Source organism: Heyndrickxia ginsengihumi (assembly GCF_011008565.1).
GTDB lineage: Bacteria > Bacillota > Bacilli > Bacillales > Bacillaceae_C > Weizmannia > Weizmannia ginsengihumi.
The window spans coordinates 139,993-158,457 of sequence record NZ_JAAIWK010000001.1; the positions used below are offsets into that span (position 1 = coordinate 139,993).

General features: G+C 35.6%; 17 protein-coding genes and 1 riboswitch. All 17 genes read right to left on the reverse strand.

Features of this window, described 5'->3' with window-relative positions:
* Positions 1–37: 37 nt before the first annotated feature.
* The gene (locus G4D61_RS00660; protein ID WP_025727439.1) at positions 38–760 is read right to left on the reverse strand and encodes an amino acid ABC transporter ATP-binding protein; all 723 of its coding nucleotides are present in this window, start codon (positions 758–760) and stop codon (positions 38–40) included.
* Positions 757–1,413, reverse strand: a complete 657-nt coding sequence (locus G4D61_RS00665) for an amino acid ABC transporter permease (protein ID WP_025727438.1) — start codon at positions 1,411–1,413, stop codon at positions 757–759. The genes G4D61_RS00660 and G4D61_RS00665 overlap by 4 nt, the downstream gene beginning before the upstream one ends.
* A gap of 121 nt (positions 1,414–1,534) precedes the next feature.
* The gene (locus G4D61_RS00670; RefSeq protein WP_025727437.1) at positions 1,535–2,344 is read right to left on the reverse strand and encodes a basic amino acid ABC transporter substrate-binding protein; all 810 of its coding nucleotides are present in this window, start codon (positions 2,342–2,344) and stop codon (positions 1,535–1,537) included.
* Between the two features lie 170 nt (positions 2,345–2,514).
* The gene (locus G4D61_RS00675) at positions 2,515–2,967 is read right to left on the reverse strand and encodes a threonine/serine exporter family protein (RefSeq protein WP_025727436.1); all 453 of its coding nucleotides are present in this window, start codon (positions 2,965–2,967) and stop codon (positions 2,515–2,517) included.
* A 16-nt stretch (positions 2,968–2,983) separates the two neighbouring features.
* Entirely contained in the window at positions 2,984–3,739 is a 756-nt protein-coding gene (locus tag G4D61_RS00680; RefSeq protein WP_035352712.1) for a threonine/serine exporter family protein, read from the reverse strand.
* A gap of 120 nt (positions 3,740–3,859) precedes the next feature.
* Entirely contained in the window at positions 3,860–4,933 is a 1,074-nt protein-coding gene (locus G4D61_RS00685) for a branched-chain amino acid aminotransferase (RefSeq protein ID WP_025727434.1), read from the reverse strand.
* Positions 4,934–5,111: 178 nt separating this feature from the next.
* Positions 5,112–6,293, reverse strand: a complete 1,182-nt coding sequence (locus tag G4D61_RS00690; RefSeq protein WP_035352715.1) for a NupC/NupG family nucleoside CNT transporter — start codon at positions 6,291–6,293, stop codon at positions 5,112–5,114.
* A 147-nt stretch (positions 6,294–6,440) separates the two neighbouring features.
* A complete protein-coding gene (locus G4D61_RS00695) occupies positions 6,441–7,223 on the reverse strand; it encodes a Cof-type HAD-IIB family hydrolase (protein ID WP_025727432.1) in 783 nt (260 codons plus the stop codon).
* A gap of 303 nt (positions 7,224–7,526) precedes the next feature.
* Positions 7,527–9,332: a carbon starvation protein CstA gene (gene cstA / locus G4D61_RS00700; RefSeq protein ID WP_035352717.1), complete on the reverse strand. Its 1,806-nt coding sequence runs from the start codon at positions 9,330–9,332 to the stop codon at positions 7,527–7,529.
* 140 nt (positions 9,333–9,472) lie between these two features.
* Entirely contained in the window at positions 9,473–10,207 is a 735-nt protein-coding gene (locus G4D61_RS00705) for a LytR/AlgR family response regulator transcription factor (protein ID WP_025727430.1), read from the reverse strand.
* A complete protein-coding gene (locus G4D61_RS00710; RefSeq protein WP_035352719.1) occupies positions 10,185–11,963 on the reverse strand; it encodes a sensor histidine kinase in 1,779 nt (592 codons plus the stop codon). Before G4D61_RS00710 ends, G4D61_RS00705 begins: the two co-directional genes overlap by 23 nt.
* A gap of 288 nt (positions 11,964–12,251) precedes the next feature.
* Positions 12,252–13,097: a MetQ/NlpA family ABC transporter substrate-binding protein gene (locus tag G4D61_RS00715; RefSeq protein ID WP_025727428.1), complete on the reverse strand. Its 846-nt coding sequence runs from the start codon at positions 13,095–13,097 to the stop codon at positions 12,252–12,254.
* A 76-nt stretch (positions 13,098–13,173) separates the two neighbouring features.
* Positions 13,174–13,836, reverse strand: coding sequence for a methionine ABC transporter permease (locus G4D61_RS00720; protein WP_025727427.1), 663 nt, complete (start codon positions 13,834–13,836; stop codon positions 13,174–13,176).
* Positions 13,826–14,866 (reverse strand): methionine ABC transporter ATP-binding protein, encoded by a 1,041-nt coding sequence (locus tag G4D61_RS00725; RefSeq protein ID WP_025727426.1) that lies wholly within the window; start codon positions 14,864–14,866, stop codon positions 13,826–13,828. Before G4D61_RS00725 ends, G4D61_RS00720 begins: the two co-directional genes overlap by 11 nt.
* 152 nt (positions 14,867–15,018) lie before the next feature.
* Positions 15,019–15,124: riboswitch (SAM riboswitch) on the reverse strand.
* Between the two features lie 118 nt (positions 15,125–15,242).
* Complete coding sequence (locus G4D61_RS00730) at positions 15,243–16,028, reverse strand: ABC transporter ATP-binding protein (protein ID WP_025727425.1); 786 nt, start codon at positions 16,026–16,028, stop codon at positions 15,243–15,245.
* Positions 16,029–16,258: 230 nt separating this feature from the next.
* On the reverse strand, positions 16,259–16,876 hold the full coding sequence (locus tag G4D61_RS00735) for a hypothetical protein (RefSeq protein ID WP_025727424.1): 618 nt from the start codon (positions 16,874–16,876) through the stop codon (positions 16,259–16,261).
* A gap of 9 nt (positions 16,877–16,885) precedes the next feature.
* Positions 16,886–18,067 carry a ParM/StbA family protein gene (locus G4D61_RS00740; RefSeq protein ID WP_163172997.1) on the reverse strand — a complete coding sequence of 394 codons (1,182 nt, stop codon included), beginning with the start codon at positions 18,065–18,067 and terminating at the stop codon, positions 16,886–16,888.
* Positions 18,068–18,465: the final 398 nt, after the last annotated feature.

Sequence of the window (18,465 nt, forward strand, 5' to 3'; positions counted from 1 at the left end):
ACAATGAAAATTGAGTAGTATCTAACTCTATAAAACACTATAACACTTTACTTAAAAATGTTTTTGTGCGATCATGTTGCGGATTTTCAAATAATGCTTTTGGTTGATTCTCTTCAATGATATAGCCGCCATCCATAAAAATAACACGATCTCCGACTTCACGTGCAAATCCCATTTCATGTGTAACAACAATCATTGTCATTCCTTCTTCCGCAAGCTGTTTCATTACTTCTAACACTTCTCCAACCATTTCAGGATCTAGTGCAGAAGTCGGTTCATCAAACAACATGACTTTTGGTTCCATCGCCAACGCACGAGCAATTGCAACCCGTTGCTTCTGTCCTCCTGAAAGAGAATCAGGGTAGACATTCGCTTTATCAGCTAAACCTACTTTCTCCAGGAGGCTCATTGCCTTCTCCACTGCATCAGATTTTTTCTTTTTCCGAACAATTAGCGGGGCCATTGTAATATTTTCCAAAACTGTTTTATGCGGGAAAAGATGAAAGTGCTGGAAGACCATCCCAACTTCAGTACGTACTTCATTTATATTTGTATGTTTATCTGCAATATCAATTCCATCAATATAAACATGCCCATCACTAATCTCCTCTAATAAGTTTAAGCAGCGGAGGAATGTTGATTTTCCAGATCCAGAAGGTCCAATGACAACGACAACTTCTTTCGGCTTAATTTCAATATTAATATCTTTTAAAACTTCTAATTGGCCATACGTTTTTTTCAAACCTTGTACAGAAATCATTGTTTAATGAACCTCCTTTCGACATAGTTTAATATTTGGGTCAAGCAAAGCGTTAAAATTAAATAAATAAGAGCGACGGTAATGTACGGTTCCCAAACACGCATGTATTCACCTTGGACAGCACGTCCCCAATACATTAATTCAGGTGCTGCGATAATTGCAGCTAGTGACGAATCTTTTAATAGTGTAATAAATTCATTTCCAAGTGCTGGAATCATCCGTTTAAAAGCTTGTGGGATAATAACATGACGCATCGCCTGTGCATGTGTCAAACCGAGCGAACGAGCTGCCTCCATTTGCCCCTTATCAATTGACTGAATACCAGCACGAAAAATCTCAGCAATATAGGCAGCAGAATTTAATGACAAAGCTGTTATACCAGATACGATTGGATTAACCGGCTGCATAAAAATAGGCATTACGCAAAAATGAATTAAAAATATCTGCACAAGCATTGGCGTTCCCCGAAAGAAATCTATATAACAAATAAATGGGATGCGAACCGCCCTATTTTTCGACATTTTTCCAATGCCTATCAGCAGACCTAAAACCGTCCCGATAATAACAGCGGATAATGATATGCCTAATGTAAGTAATGTCCCTTTTAGAAACAAGGGAAGATATTCTATGATAATATCAAAACGAAAATTCATATGCTTGCTCCTCTCTTATACTTCAATTCCATAGATGTATTAAAGGAAACCAGCATATGACGGCTTCCCTGTTTCTTTACCTAAAAGGAGCGTAACATAAGTTACGCCAGTTCATTTTTTATTATTTTGCAGCATTTTTTAATACATCTACATCTGGTTGTTTGTTAAACCATTTTTTATAGATTTTAGCGTATTCCCCATTATCCATTACTTTCGTCAAAGCTTTATCGAACTTAGCTTTTAAATCGCTATTTTTAGGAAAAGCAATTCCATAGTACTCTGATTTAAAGCTTTTATCTGTAACTGTTTCTAGATTACTGTTAGGATTATTTTTTACATACTGCAGTGCCACAGCATTATCAGTTACTACAGCATCTACGTCACCGCTTTTTAATGCTGTGAAGCAAAGTGCTGATGTTTCATATTTTGAAATTTTATTACTATTTTTTCCTAAAATGGACTCAGCAGTAAATTGCCCTGTTGTACCATTTTGCACACCAACTTTTTTACCTATTAAATCTTTCGCGGTCTTAATGTTTGTCCCTTTTTTGAAGACGATCATACTTTTTGATTCAAAATATGGATTTGAGAAATCATAAGATTTCTTACGTTCATCGTTAATCGTAATTCCTGCCATACCAACATCTAACTCTTTATTTTGTAAGCCAGCAAGCATAGCATCCCAGCCTGTATTTTTAATAGATATCTTATACCCCGCTTGCTTTGCAACTGCATTCAATAAATCTACATCGAAACCAACGATTTTCCCTTTTTGTTGGTATTCAAATGGAGCAAAAGTTGCTTCTGTCCCTACATTTAAAACTTTATCTTTACTTGAACCATTGTTGCTGTTTTGTTTCCCACATGCAGCTAAAACAAGAACAAACCCGATCATCATAATAAACACTATTTTTGAATTTAATAGTTTCATGTTTATTCAATCCCCTTAATATTTATAAGTTATGCTGTATTAAAATAATACTCTGTTCTAGTAGATTTTGCAATATAAATTCTATAAAAAATTCATATTTTCGCATAAACATGCAATCTCACACTAAAAGAACAGAGTTCAGCGCCAATCCCATACATTGACTTAGCGGGCTATGGTAAGTTTATTTTCTTTTTCCGTTCTGGCAATCTTTTTCTTATTAATTGATTCACGACTTCTGACGTTACTAGACCAATCGCAATTGCACCTGATAGCAACAGTACTTTGCCGGCAAGAGACGTTGCACCGTTATAGTCATTTTGTACGAAATGTCTCATCGTATCATACGCTGCCCCACCAGGTACGAGCGGAATGATTCCCCCTACTGTAAAAATTAAAATCGGAGTCCGATAAAATTTTGCGAATACATGGCTAATAATGCCAACTAGAAAAGATGCAGCAAATGTTCCATAAACGATATTTAGATGATTAATATAGAATAAAAAATACAGTCCCCAGCCGATCATGCCGACAACGCCACATTGAATAAGGGATTTTTTTGGAACGTTAAATAAAATACCAAAACCGGCTGATGCAATAAAACTTGTAACAAGTTGTTGAAACAAATGAAAGCCCCCCACTTTAAAAAATGGTCAAAACAATTGCAATACCTGATCCAATTGCAAAAGATGTAAGAAATGCTTCGGCTCCTTTCGATACCCCTGAGAATAAATGACCTGCCATTAAATCACGCAAAGCATTTGTAATTGCCAGCCCTGGAACAAGCGGCATGACAGCTCCAATGATAATTTTATCAATTTGCTGTCCTACACCTATAAGGATCATGCTGTATGCAATTAAACCAATGACGATTGATGCAATAAATTCGGCGAAAAAACGAATACGAATTGTCCGATGTAAATAGTCCGTACAAAGAAATCCTATTCCCCCTGCAATACACCCTGGCAAGAAGTCTATCCATTTTCCTAAAAAGATGATAACAAAGCATCCACTCGAGATTGCTGCTGCCAAAAACTGGAGCCATAGAGGATATGCCAAGTTTTCAGCCTCAATTTCCTTTAGTCTTTTATGCGCGTCCTGCACCGTCAATGTTTTGCTGCTCATACTACGAGAAATACTATTCACCAAATCCACTTTTCTTAAATCTGTAGATCTTTCGGAAATCCGGATGAGCTTCGTTAGCTCCATACCATCGATAGAAAAGACAATTGCTGTTGGTGTAACAAAACTATGGGATTCATCAAAACCACAAGATGCCGCAATTCTTGACATCGTATCTTCCACGCGATATGTTTCGGCTCCACTCATCAGCATAATTTTGCCAGCCAATAAGCATACCCGAAATATCTCATATATTTCTTCCTGAGTTCTGTCCATTTATCTCTCTCCGTTAATGTAATCATGTTGTATTATCAAATATTAAACCATATGTATAACCAATAATAAAGGTCTGGCACTATAAAATTGATCCGTGCCAGACCTCTTGCTTTCATACATTTATTTAATTTCAATAGTCCAATTAAATGGATCTTCCGCTTTTCCTAATTGAATACTTGTAATTTCTTCATATATCCGATTCGCTAATGTATTTCCATTGTTGCCTTTAGAAATATTCATTGTGGTATCTTTCCATTTTAATTCCCCAACTGGAGAAATGACAGCAGCAGTTCCAGTACCAAACACTTCTTCAAGTTCACCTTTTTGGAAGGCTTGATTAATTTCATCAATTGAAATCTTAGCTTCTTTCACAGGTATATTCCAATGTTTTAATAACTCAATGACAGAATCTCTCGTTATACCGCCAAGAATACTACCATTTAATTTTGGCGTAACAACTTCACCATTAATCTTGAAGAAAATATTCATACTTCCGACTTCTTCAATATACTTTCTTTCGACACCGTCAAGCCAAAGAACTTGATCATATCCTAATAATTCAGCCTTTTCCTGAGCCTTTAAACTAGCTGCATAATTTCCTGATGTTTTAACAAAACCAACACCACCAGGTACTGCACGTACATATTCATCTTCAACATAAATCCGAACAGGCTTTAATTGGTCTGAATAGTAGGAGCCAACAGGCGATAATATGACCATTAATTTATATTCACGTGAAGGATGTACACCTAGGCTTGGTTCCGTCGCAATGATAAATGGACGAATATAAAGCGAAGTACCTTCTTCATTTGGAATCCAGTCCTTTTCAATCTCTACTAATTGTTTAATTGCATCTAAAACGATCTCTTCATCAATTTGAGGAATACTCATTCGTTGACAAGAAAGATTTAGTCTAGCAACGTTTTTCTCTGGTCTAAACAGTAATACCCGTCCATCCTTCGTTCTATATGCTTTTAATCCTTCGAAAATTGCTTGACCATAGTGAAAAACCATTACTGATGGGTCTAAAACAAGCGGTGCATACGGTGTAATTCTTGGGTGATGCCAGCCATCTTCTTGATTGTAATCCATTACAAACATGTAGTCTGTAAAGTGTTTGCCGAATCCTAATGCATTTGCAGCTGGCTTTTCTTTCTTCACATCTGTTTTGATTAATTCAATGACTTGATTCAAACCGAAAGCATCCCTTTCTACTGTTTAAATAATTATTTTCAATCGATTATAACAATTTTACGCCTAAAATTCTAGTATATTTATTAAATTTTTAAAATTTTTAGATTCAATTCGATTGATTTTAGAAAATAAAGCTAGCCCTCATAGAGCTAGCTTTATTGAAATTCATTTATACATATTATAAAACAAAGCTAACAATGACTCCATTTAAAATACTTACTAATGTTGCACCGTATAACAATTTTAAACCAAAACGCGCAACAACATTTCCTTGGTTCTCATTTAACCCTTTTACCGCACCTGCAATAATGCCGATTGATGAAAAATTAGCAAATGATACAAGGAATACTGAAATAATGCCAAGTGTCCGTGAAGAAAAAGCATGTTGAATTTTTACTAAATCAGTCATTGCAACAAATTCATTTGAAACTAGCTTTGTAGCCATAATACCACCAGCTTGAACAGCCTCTGACCAAGGAACACCCATGATGAAAGCTATTGGTGAGAAAATATAGCCAAGCAGTTGTTGGAATGAAATCCCTAGAACAGCATCGAAAATGTGATTAATCGCAGCGATTAAAGCAACAAATCCAATTAACATCGCCGCAACTGTAATCGCCACTTTAAAACCGTCCATAATATATTCTCCAAGCATTTCAAAGAAAGATTGCTTCGCTTCATTTTCCACTTCGAGAATATCTTCTTTTGGATCAACAGTGTACGGGTTGATAATAGCGGAAATAATAAATCCTCCAAACATATTTAAAAACAGCGCAGTAACTACATACTTCGGTTCGATCATTGTCATATAGGCTCCAACAATGGACATTGAAACAGTGGACATTGCTGAGGCACAGAGCGTATATAAGCGATTTGCAGGAATTTTCCCAAGTTGTTTTTTTACTGTAATAAACACTTCTGATTGTCCAACAATCGCAGAAGCAACTGCATTATAGGACTCTAACTTTCCCCGACGGCTAATTAGATTTAGAACGTAGCCAATCCCTCTCATAATAAGCGGGAGGACCTTTATATATTGTAGAATCCCGATCAAAACGGAAATAAATACAATTGGCAACAGAACAGTTAAGAAAAATGGTGCCTGGCCTTTATTTGCTATACCTCCAAATACAAAGGAAACACCTTCATTTGCATATTCAAGTAATGCATTAAAAACATCCGAGAACCCTTTAATTAGCACTAACCCAATTTGAGTATGTAACAAAAATAGTGCTAGCACCACTTGAATGACAATCATGTATATGATTGGTAATACTTTGATTTGTTTTTTATTATTACTTACGATAAATGCCAAGAACAATACAATCACTAAGCCTAAAACAGCAATCAAATACTTCATATTTTCCTCCATATTATTAATTTAATGAAATGAAGTAGCTAATGGTGGGAAAAGACAATTGAATGGCGATAAATATAGTATTTAAAAAAGCATTTAATTTCATTCTTAGGAATAACTTTTTATAGAATGTTCCGCTTTTTGAGTGCGCTATATTAGCCCCAGTTTCTTTAAACCGTGACTAACTCCATCATCGTCTACAGAAAGTGTGACCATCTGCGCACAAGATTTCACCTCCGGCCGGGCGTTTCCCATTGCAACACCCATACCGACAGATGAAAGCATTTCAACATCGTTTAATCCATCGCCAAACGCTACAGCCTCTTCTGGTGCAATCCCTAATATCCCCAGCACCTTTTGAATTCCAACTGCCTTTGTTTGATCTGCAGGATTCACATCGCAAGTTCTCATTCCTTGCTCACTCCACCGCCGAAAATACAATTCAGGAACATTTTCAATATAATACTGTTCTGTATTCAGCTCGCAATGAAGAAATAGTTGATAAATATCTTGTTGTTCCCAAAAATTTGGTTCTGCAAGCTTAGGTCCCCATGGATCATGCCGATACGCCTCAACTACAAAAGGATGCTCAAGATCAGTTGCTTTGAATTCCTTATCACCTAAATACGTCACTGGATCTTTCTTTAAATCGCTATAATATTTCAGCTTTCTAAGCACTGCTTTTTCGATTGGCTTTTTATATATAACCTGATCTTTGAGCGAAATAAAAGCACCGTTAAATAAGATCCTCGTATCAATATTCAGCTCTTTCACTAAATAATCTGTAAAATAAGGAGCTCTTCCTGTTGCAATTGCTACGTGAATATTACGGTCTTTTAACGCCATAACCGCTTGTTTCGTAGCCTCTGTAATGGGCTTTCCGTATCTTAGCACTGTGCCATCTATATCTAAAAATACAATTTTATAGCGCATGCATCATCCACCTCTTCAGTTTAGAATGAAATACCCATTCCAGTAAAAAATGCCCAATGATCTATATTAAGACATTTCACTTTATTTACTATATTCATGCGTTTACAAGTTCAATTTTATTCCCCAATCTATGATAACTGTTCAATAACTGAATGGGAATACTTTTTTAAAATTCAAGAACAGTCAAAAAATAAAACAAGGTCCGACAGTACTTCTCTTGATAAGGCTTTTTCCGATCAATGATCAACCTTATGTAAATGAGAATGTACAATCAGACCTTTTTCAATAGGCTATATATTTACCTCATGCTTTAGGAGATGCCGAAATATCAGCAGTTGAAATACTTGATGATTTCATATATTTAAACCAATATCTTACCGCCGTAATCATGATAATCAAACCAAGAATAAGCATGATAATAGATAGAACCCCATTTAATAGATTATATCCAGCTGCTGCATGATTCAAATAAACGTTTTTAACCATCCAATAACCAGCATAATTAACCGTTACGTATAAATAAGCTAGCGGGATTAAACATGTAAACATATATCTTCGTTTATCTGCTATTTTCAAAATAACAGTTGCACCTACAATTAAACCGATAGAAGCCATTAGCTGATTTGAAACACCAAACAATGCCCAAACTGAACCAATATCTCCGGAGAAAAGCAAGTATCCCCACATAAAGCATGCTAATGCACTTGTAAAAATTGCACCTGGCTGCCAGTCTACCTTTTTCAATGGTTTATAAAATTCTCCTAAAAAGTCTTGAAGTAAATAACGGGCAACACGAGTTCCGGAATCAATCGCTGTCAATATAAATACCGCTTCAAACATAATCACAAATTGATAGAAATATGGAGCTAAATGACTAAACCAAGGAATCTTTGTAAAAATATATGTCATACCTACAGCAAGTGTCACAGCTCCACCTGGTCTCCCCGCCAAGTTCACTCCTATTTCATTACTTAAATGCGGAAGATCAACAATATGCATTCCTAACGTTTTATAAACGTCCGGAGTAGAATTAATTGCAAAATAGTCTGCCGGCTGTAAAGCTGTGGCTGCAACTAACGCCATTATACCTACTAAACATTCAACAAGCATAGCGCCAAAAGCAACTGGTTTTATATCTGTCCAACGATCTAACATTTTTGGTGTTGTACCAGATCCGATAAAAGCATGAAAACCCGAAATAGCACCGCAGGCAATCGTTATCGAAATAAACGGCCACACCGGTCCTGTCATCGTTGGCCCGCCACCATGAATAAATTGTGAAAGTGCAGGCATATGAATAGGCGGATTAATGATAAATACACCAATAATAAGAGCAATAAACACGCCAATTTTCATAAAGCTGCTTAAATAATCGCGAGGAGCCAGCAACAACCATACAGGCAATGCAGCGGCAAAAAAAGCATAGATTGGTAAAATAATTGCCAACGTCTTTGTATCAAGTGTCAATAAATCTCCAAGAGCTGTTTGTTTAATCCAAGGGCCAATAAATACTCCAATCATTAGTAATATGAAGCCGACAGTAGAAGCAAACTTTAAATTCCCTGTTTTTCTATAAAATAGTCCAATTGCCATAGCAATCGGGATAGTTATCGCAACAGAGAAGGTTCCCCATGGATTATTTTGTAAAGCATTAAGTACAACCATTGATAATCCAGCCATTGTTATAACAATAATGAACAACATTGCTAATCCTGTACAAAATCCAGCAACAGGACCCATTTCTTCTTTTGCTACCTCTGATAATGATTTCCCTTTGCGACGCATTGATGCAAATAAGACAACAGCATCATGGACAGCTCCTCCAATAACCGCCCCAATTAATAGCCATAATAAACCAGGCAAATAGCCAAACTGCGCTGCTAAAATTGGACCTACAAGCGGACCTGCGGCTGCAATCGCAGCAAAATGATGCCCAAATGTCACCCATTTATTAGTCGGTACATAGTCCTTACCATCATTAAATTCATGTGCTGGCGTTGGCGTAGAATTATTTAATTTTAAAACTTTTGCAGCCATGAATGTACCATATAAACGGTAGGCAATTACTAGAATACAAATCGAGCCGATTACAATTGTAATCGCATTCATTTTGTTCGTCCCCCTTTTCTCCTTTGTCTGCCTCTATTTTATTACGAGAAATCTCCTTTTGGTTCATTTCCAGATAAAAGGTAGAAATTCGTAATTGAATAGCAAAAAACAAAGGGTGAGTGACACAATTTAGACATATTTTATATATGAATAAATTGTTTAAGAACATGCTTATAAGTACGGCTAACTGGAATTTTCGCACCGTCCTTCATCATTAAATTATACGTCGAATGAAACCATGGACGGATTTCAACAATTGCTTCTAAGTTTACGAGATAGGAACGATGAACTCGCGTAATAGATGTCATCTGTAATTTTTTTTCAACATTTACTAATGTCTCAGCTACAGTATACTTCTCCGTATTCGTCGTTACGATTGTGCTCCCATCAATAGATTCAATATACAAGAGATCCACAATGGGTAAGATAATCATACGTTCATCAACCGTAATAGCCAGTTTGTCAACAGGCTTGCCATTTACACTAACATGTAAATCTTTTGTTTCATTTCTACGGTCATTTGCAATCATTTTTTCTACAGCTTGTTGTACCCTTTTTTCATCAAATGGTTTTAATAAATAGTCCGCAGCATTTAAATCAAATGCCTTAACCGCATAGTCGTCATAGGCCGTGGCAAATACAATTTGCAGCTTTTGATTGGACTGCTTCACTCTCTCTACTAATTCTAGCCCAAGCTCATTCGTTAACATCATGTCGACAAACAAAACGTCCACTGCTAATGCTGACATCTTATCTATTGCATCTTGAACAGATTCTGCTTCTCCAACGATTTTCACCTTTCCAGTCTTTTTTAACAAATAGATCAGCTCATCTCTTGCTAATACCTCATCATCAACTACAAATGCTCTTAACATATTCTTCACCCCACATTTCTTCTAAAGGAACAGTAATAGACACCTTTGTCCCTTCTTTCTCATCACTTTCAATTTTAAATACTGCTTTTTGACCATAAATTTCTTCGATTCGTTTTTTTATATTCCATAAGGCCGTACCTGTTCCTTCGCTTGAATGAACTGTTTCATTCCCTAAAGCTGCAATCATCGTCCCATTTATTCCTCGGCCGTCATCCTCAGTTTCCATGCAAAAATGATTGTCTATTATAAATGCTCTAACGAAGATGCTCCCTTTTTCTCCAGGCTTCATGTCTAAAAACGCATGATGTATAGCATTTTCTACTAATGGCTGCAGTGTAAACGGCGGGATCATAATGTTTTTTACCATTGAATCAATTTCAAAAGTAATCACATATTTATTGGGAAAACGCGCCTGTTCAATGGCTAAATAAGCTTGTACATGCTCTAATTCCTTTTCTAACGGAATTAGCATATTACGCGCTCCCTGTAAATTGCTGCGAAAGAAAGTACCGAGTTTTACTAGAAGCATTCTCGCCTCATCTGCATCTATACGTACGAGACTTGAAATCGTATTAATTGCATTAAAAAGAAAATGGGGATGAATTTGTGCCTGTAACGCTTTAATCTCTGCATCTTTTAATAATTTTCTTTGTAGTTCTGCTTCAGCAAGCTCTAATTGAATTGAAAACAACTTACTTAAGCCTTCTGCCAACTCTTTTTCAACGGTGCTTAATTGTTGTACATTTGTAAAATATAATTTAAGCGTACCTACTACTTTTTCATGTACGATTAAAGGCAATACGATTGCAGCTTGGAGAGGACAATCTCCTCTGTTACATTGGATCTCTTCCCTCGTTGTTGCCACCATCACTTTTCCTTGCTCTAACACTCTTTTTGTTAGTTTTGTTGACATACTTTTCAACGGGATATGATGATCAGAAGCGGCCCCTACATGTGCCAGAACATGATGCTGATCAGTGATGGAAACAGCCTTCGCTGTTGTATTTTTGAGCATAATTTCAGCAACTTTTTTACACGAATCAATATTCAACCCTTTTCTAAAATATGGCAGTGTTTCTTGAGCAATATTTAACGCTTTATGTGTCTGGAATGTACGCGTTCTTTCCTCTTCTAATAAAATCGTTTGAATAATTAATATGAAAATGAACGTTCCAAATCCATTAATAGTAATCATCGGTACAGCGATGATTCGAACAAGCTCAGCTGCTTGGTCAAAAGGTCTTGCTATCACTAAAATTGTAACCATTTGAAGTAGCTCCATTGCCATTCCGTAGGCAACCGCTTTCAAAGACGCGAATCTTTCACGAATGTTATAGCGCAATCCAAGTAATCCCATGATCATGCCAGCCATAATTGTTGAGATGCTACAAGCAATATTCGTATATCCTCCAAGAGTAAGACGATGTAAACCGGCAATCAACCCTGCCCCAATCCCTACTACAGGACCACCTAATAAGCCTGCAATGCCAACTCCCATAATTCTTGTATTGGCAATTGCGCTTTGTATAGATAAATGCTGATGCCCCCATGCTTGAGAAATAGAGTCTTGGTTGATCACAACTCCTGTGTAATTGCTAATGATACCGAATAATCCGAAAATAAAGGCTAATATTGCTTTTTCTTTAATGCCATACTCATGATGAATAATCTGCCGAAATAACTTTAAACGAGATAATAAAAAAGCAACGATCACGAGAATCCCCGCACGTTCGAGCATTACAGGCAACAGCATCATAATAGCCCCCCCTTAGTCACAAGCCTATTTTTATATTTATTATAATATAATTTTGACTGTCTTGGACTATGTCATTGTAATTGCTTTAAACCAATTTGTTCTAATTTAATCATTGAGTCATGTGCCGATGCCCTTTAGACTTATCCTTTTTGGATTACTTTACAGCACCTAAGTAATCCTCAACGGCTGTTAAATGCCCATAAGCTCTAAGCCCAAGCAAGTAATGAAACATATTTCCAATAAAAAAGGTCACTCGTCAATAGTGAGTGACCTTACTAACATATAAAATTAGTTTTGTTTATAATCCTTCAAGTAAGATACTGGTTTGATAACTGGAACTGCAGCACCTTTGTAATGTTTCTTAATGAAGTCTGTTACTTCTTTGCTATGATAGATTTTTACAATTTCTTGTAAAGTTTTATCATCTTTATCTTTTGTTTGCGCAGCAATAATATTTACATATGCTTTGTTACTTGCATTTTCGCGGAAGATAGGATCTTTAGATGGATTCAATCCAGCGTTGATCGCCATATCACAGTTAATAACAGATGCTACTGCATCATCTAAAGCACGAGGAGTTTGTCCAGCTTCAACAGTTGAAATCTTTAAATGCTTAGGATTTGACGCAATGTTTTCTAAACCGCCAGAACCATTAAATCCTTTTTTAACAGTAATTAAACCTGCTTTTTGGAGAAGTAGCAATGCTCTTCCTAAGTTTGTTGGATCTTTCGGAATGACGATTTGGCTGCCGTCTTTAATTTCGCTAACCTTTTTAACCTTTTTAGAGTAAATACCCATTGGCCAAATATTTGTTGTTCCAATTGCAGATAATTTTAAATTACGTTGCTTAACAAAATCATCAAAGTAAACTACTGTTTGAAATGCGTTAATATCAATTTCCCCATTATCAAGTGCTAAGTTTGGTTGAACATAATCATCAAATTTTACAATTTGAACATTAATTCCTTTCTTTTTAGCAATTTGTTTAATAAGATTCCATGTTGGTACTTCAGAAGATGTCGTTCCAACTTTAACTGTTTTGTCGGCTTTATTGCCAGAATCTGAATTGTTTTTAGAACCACATCCAGCTAAAACGAGAATAAGACCGAGCAATAGAATTGCAATTTTTTTCATAACCATAGCCCTCCATCAATAAATTTATAAAATAGATAACCTCTTTATATTTTGGTTATTCTGAACAAACATATTATTATTTTCTGCGGATTTTTTTCGATAAAAAGTTCCCAAGAGATTGTACAATTTGAACCATGATGACTAGAGTAACAACTGTTATTACCATTACTTCAGTTTTAAATTGATTGTAACCGTAAGTAATTGCTAAATCCCCAATACCTCCGGCGCCGACAGCACCTGCCATTGCTGAAGCACCAATTAATCCAACAGTTGCGATTGTTAAAGCGAGCACCATAGATCCTAGCGCTTCTGGAAGTAAAAATCTCCAAATAATTTGCCATGGAGTTGCTCCCATTGCCTGAGCCAATTCAATCGTCCCTTTATCTACCTCTAAAAGGGAATTCTCTATTAGCCTTCCAATATAAAAAGCTGTGTATAAAACTAACGGAACAATTGCGGCGGTCGTTCCTATTGCCGTACCGACAACAAGACGCGTAAATGGAATAATTGCTACAACTAAAATAATAAATGGGATTGAACGGAATATATTAATAATGATATTTAAAATATTAAATATAAATTTGTTTTCTAAGATCCCATCCTCCCTTGTAATGACAAGAATGACACCAATAGGTATACCTATAATAACGGAAATAATAAGTGCTGCTATTACCATATACAGAGTCTGATCAATAGCTGTCAAAAACTCTGGCCAAAACCAAGACCAATCAAATGCCATCTTGATCCACCTCCTTTATGAGTGCATTATGATCATTAATATATTGAATGGCTTTATCCATTTCTTCTTTAGGGCCTTTAAATTCAACAATTAAGTTTCCAAATGGGATGCCTTGCAGCTCTGTTACCATCCCATGAAGAACATTTAAATCTACATCGAATTTTTTAGCTGTATTTGATATCAACGGTGTACTTGTTGATGCTCCCTTGAAAAGAATTCGATAAATACCGTGTGGGTTTTCCTTACTGCTCTCATCAATTAACTTGCGAACAGATGCCGGAATTTTATCATTCAATACTGTTCTTATAAAGCTTCTAGCAATCTTTGTTTTTGGTTCGGTAAATACATCAATAACCGGACCTTGTTCAACAATTTTACCATGTTCGATTACAGCTACTTTGTCACACACATCACGAATAACGTTCATTTCATGCGTAATCATCAAAATCGTAATCCCTAATTCATCTCGAACTTTACGAAGTAAGTCTAAAACAGCTTCTGTTGTATTAGGATCTAAAGCTGACGTTGCTTCATCACATAAAAGAATATCAGGATCAGTTGCCAATGCCCTAGCAATCCCTACCCTTTGCTTTTGCCCTCCAGAAAGCTGTTCGGGATAATGATCCATGCGATCTTCTAAACCAACAAAAGTAAGTAATTCCGTAACCTTTTTTCTAATTTCAGCTTTAGGCCGACCTTCAAGAATCAATGGCATTGCCACATTTTTGAAAATCGTTTTACTGTGTAATAAATTATATTGTTGAAAAATCATCCCAATTTTTCTACGTTCTTTTCGCAATTCTTTAGGGGATAGTTCCAATAAGTTGACATCATTAATTAGTACTTTTCCAGATGTCGGACGTTCTAATAAATTTACACATCTAATTAACGTACTTTTACCGGCGCCGCTAAATCCAACAACGCCAAAAATCTCTCCCTTTTCAACTTTTAGGTTGATACCTTTTAATGCTTCAACCTTTTTATCTTTCCCTTTGCCATAAACTTTATGGACGTCTTCTAAGACAAGCATATTCCATTCTCCTTCTTCAAGCTTTTCAATACAGAAGCACCTTTCTCCGAAACTATTACACGATATAAATATATTTAAAAAAGTTCTCTTCTTTTTAAATTTATTGCATAAAAAAAACCGCCTTCATTCGAAAGAGGTTTAGAATAAGTTCTCCCTTATCTTTCAGAATGATTTCATTCTGCAGGAATTAGCACCTTTCAATAAATTGATGGTTGCTGGACGTCATCGGGCCTGTCCCTCAGTCACTCTTGATAAGTTATTCAATTTTATTAATTTATATATTATTTGATTACTTAGTAATTGTCAATGAACCTATCAAAATTTTATTTTTTTAAAATTTTCCGAACGATGTTATTTTCCAGGAAATAGTCAGATACTATCTAACTAGCTGAAAGGACGCCCTTTCCCCGTACCAATTCACTGAAACAGGATGCTCAAAAAAGGCGGTTAGATGCTTTTCACTTAATATTTCTTCGGTATTCCCCTGCATAAATACATTCCCTTTGCGTAAAAGCAACGTATGGTTGAATACAGGCAAAATTTCTTCCGGATGGTGTGTTACATAAATAAGTGTAGGACCTTCAGGATCCTCTGCTAATTGTTGAATCGTTTCTAAGATATTTTCACGGGCGAAAATATCTAGGCCGTTACAAGGTTCATCTAATATTAATAGCTTTGGTTCAGACATTAAAGCTCTCGCAATTAGCAATTTCTGTCTTTCTCCTTGGGAACAAGTTTCATAGTGACGATTTATTAATTTACTACAATCTAATTTCTCCATTAAATCTAACGCTTTCGTAATATCCTCTTCATCTACACGTTCATACAATCCAATTGACGCATATTTTCCACTGATTACTACGTCTTGTGCATATTGCAATTTTGGTATTTTCTCTTGAAGTGATGAACTAACCCAACCAATAGATTTTCTTAGCTCTGGTAAACTTGTTTTTCCAAATTGTGCTCCAAGTACTTCAATAGTACCTTCTGTTGGCCAAATATAACCGTTAATAATATTTAGAAGAGTGGTTTTCCCTGATCCATTCAATCCTAATAACGCCCAATGCTCATGCTTTTGAATGGTCCAGTTAACTTTGGAGAGTAACGTGGTATTTTCCCTTCTCCAAGTTACGTTTTTAAGCTGTAATACATTTTCCTTCATTTTCTCTTCCTCCCAAAACGATGTATGATTTATTATAAACGAAATAATCATAATAGAAAAATAATTTCATTTATTCCCACTCCTTTCCCAGGCAGTTTTCTATTCATATTCTTTCTTACATATATCTTTTCACTTATAAAAAGGGCCTGAACACCACATACAAACTGCATGCCATAACAATACTAGCTGTACAGTTTATAATTTATGTAGCGTCAGACCCACTCTAATTTTTATTTGTTCATACTTGAAAGAAATCCTCCAAGTAAATCATCAACATCCTCTTCATTTTCTTCTGATTCTTCTGTTTCATCCTTTTGCGGCATCGCAGTACTCCAATCGAGAAAATCTAAATCATCATCAGTGCTAATGCTAGCACTAACCTGCTCTATGCCCTCTTGACCTGTATCTAGTTCTTCAACTTCGTCTATATGATTAACCTGTGCTATTTGTTCATCAATTAACGGAGAATCCTCTTGTAAATATAAGGCTTCATCAATATCGGTAGATTGACTCATTAATGCTGCAAATAAAGATGTAGCACGCATCGGGTTAGTAATTAGCTGATAAACAATGCCGCCAAGTAAAGCTTCAGAATGTTCATGTTTAAGCCAATCTCTTTGTTCTTTACTAATTTTCTGCGGCAAAGGAATTGTAACTGTCTCACGTTCCTTTGCGATTGTTTGATTGACTCCTTGAACAACATATTCTGCTATTTTACTAGAGAAGTTTCTTTTTTCTTTTTCTTTTAACTTCTGTAGTTCCCTTAAAATATGATCTGGTGTATCAGAAGGAATACGAAAGGCTATTGTTTGTCCCCTTTTCATTTCTCTTGAGATTGATCTTTCCATTTAATCACCTTATTTGGATTCAATCGCTTTCTTCTCTACACTCTTATTCTCTTTTAATGTTCTTCGAGCATAATCAGAAATCAACTTATAGTAGGCATTAGCCATCATCCAAATACTCTCTTTTTCATCTTCAAAGAAATCAATATTATATCCATCTAAACGGTTATTTAACGTTTTTAAATATTCTTTTAGAACAATGGCGCCTCCACCAACAAAATAGCAAATTTCTGTCTGTGAATTTTTTTGCCAAACGTTGCGCAATAATCGATATTGTTTTTTAGCAAGGTCAAAAAGAATTCGGTCAGTTATGTCATGAACGCTTGTCCGGCTTCCTTTTACCATTATATGGTTGCGATCATGTTTTTTCGTAATAATATCGACTACATCACTTCTACTATCTAACTCTACTCCATATTTCATACGAATCTCTTCGCGAATTTGTTCTAATGCCTCAGAAACCCCTAAATTGAATCCTTGTGCCTTATCATCGTCAACATTGCGGTTTTTGATAACAGCAATATCTGTAGATAATCCGCCGATATCTTGAATTAAAATTCTTTTATCGATTAATTCTTTATTAATAATGTTCAAATCATTATCCATTACTAAATTAATAAAAGCCGCAAATCCTTCTGGATAAATTTTTACATCTGAAAATTTGATATTCACTTTCAATCCTTGGTACTTCGGCGTTACTAAAAACTCTACTTGATGGACTGAACCTAATAATTGTGCTTTGTATCCAGCATCTTTTCCTTCCTTTACTTCACGAAGGGGTAATCCAGTACCTAAAATATAATTGGCATCAATCACATTTTGATTTCTAGTAAAAACTAAAGCATTCTCTTCTCTGACAGCATCAAGAGCTAAGCTTGCAAATAACATCACGAGTGTTTGATCTTCTTCAGATTTACTGCTTCCAGGATCTAGCTCAGTTGCATTATCACTCTTTGTCGCTAAATCACCGACACGATAAATTACATTATTATCGTTTAGAGCAGGGGAGTGTACTTTAATATGTATTCCTTCTAAGGGGTTCTTTTGATTTAGTTCTTCAATTCCAATAACAGGGCGATCCTCAATATCCCTTGCAATGACATTTGGGATATTTAACTCGTAATCTAGTTTTCCGAAAATTGCCTTTAATGAATCATTACCTACATCTACTGCTGCAATGCGAGATTTGCTCATATTTTTTCCTCCCTAAACAATTTTTTCTTTAACTACCTTAAGCATATAGAAACGCCTGAAAATAATCAATTACGAGAAAAAATTTTAACAAAAGTGTAAACATGTAAACAAAACTGCAAACTTTACCAAAAATATTGATATAACAATACGTAAACATATTTGTAAACATGCAAACTTAATCGCAAACAAAAGCAAACTATTTTTGTAAACAAGTTTACATTATAGTAAACATTATTCAAAACTTGCAAACAACTATAAATTCCTATAAACAAATAATTATCAATCCCCCCTTTTAAAGTTACTCCATTATTTTAATTACAGAAAAAAGAACTGCTGTTCTGCATAGTGGAAGCACAATTGCATTATTAAAGGAATGTATACATGTTTATAACGAAAAT

Excerpts from the sequence above, each read along its gene's own strand:
- G4D61_RS00660 (WP_025727439.1), bottom strand. The coding sequence starts at position 760 with ATGATTTCTGTACAAGGTTTGAAAAAAACGTATGGCCAATTAGAAGTT.
- G4D61_RS00665 (WP_025727438.1), bottom strand. The coding sequence starts at position 1,413 with ATGAATTTTCGTTTTGATATTATCATAGAATATCTTCCCTTGTTTCTA.
- G4D61_RS00670 (WP_025727437.1), bottom strand. The coding sequence starts at position 2,344 with ATGAAACTATTAAATTCAAAAATAGTGTTTATTATGATGATCGGGTTT.
- G4D61_RS00680 (WP_035352712.1), bottom strand. The coding sequence starts at position 3,739 with ATGGACAGAACTCAGGAAGAAATATATGAGATATTTCGGGTATGCTTA.
- G4D61_RS00690 (WP_035352715.1), bottom strand. The coding sequence starts at position 6,293 with ATGAAGTATTTGATTGCTGTTTTAGGCTTAGTGATTGTATTGTTCTTG.
- G4D61_RS00695 (WP_025727432.1), bottom strand. The coding sequence starts at position 7,223 with ATGCGCTATAAAATTGTATTTTTAGATATAGATGGCACAGTGCTAAGA.
- cstA (WP_035352717.1), bottom strand. The coding sequence starts at position 9,332 with ATGAATGCGATTACAATTGTAATCGGCTCGATTTGTATTCTAGTAATT.
- G4D61_RS00705 (WP_025727430.1), bottom strand. The coding sequence starts at position 10,207 with ATGTTAAGAGCATTTGTAGTTGATGATGAGGTATTAGCAAGAGATGAG.
- G4D61_RS00710 (WP_035352719.1), bottom strand. The coding sequence starts at position 11,963 with ATGATGCTGTTGCCTGTAATGCTCGAACGTGCGGGGATTCTCGTGATC.
- G4D61_RS00715 (WP_025727428.1), bottom strand. The coding sequence starts at position 13,097 with ATGAAAAAAATTGCAATTCTATTGCTCGGTCTTATTCTCGTTTTAGCT.
- G4D61_RS00720 (WP_025727427.1), bottom strand. The coding sequence starts at position 13,836 with ATGGCATTTGATTGGTCTTGGTTTTGGCCAGAGTTTTTGACAGCTATT.
- G4D61_RS00725 (WP_025727426.1), bottom strand. The coding sequence starts at position 14,866 with ATGCTTGTCTTAGAAGACGTCCATAAAGTTTATGGCAAAGGGAAAGAT.
- G4D61_RS00730 (WP_025727425.1), bottom strand. The coding sequence starts at position 16,028 with ATGAAGGAAAATGTATTACAGCTTAAAAACGTAACTTGGAGAAGGGAA.
- G4D61_RS00735 (WP_025727424.1), bottom strand. The coding sequence starts at position 16,876 with ATGGAAAGATCAATCTCAAGAGAAATGAAAAGGGGACAAACAATAGCC.
- G4D61_RS00740 (WP_163172997.1), bottom strand. The coding sequence starts at position 18,067 with ATGAGCAAATCTCGCATTGCAGCAGTAGATGTAGGTAATGATTCATTA.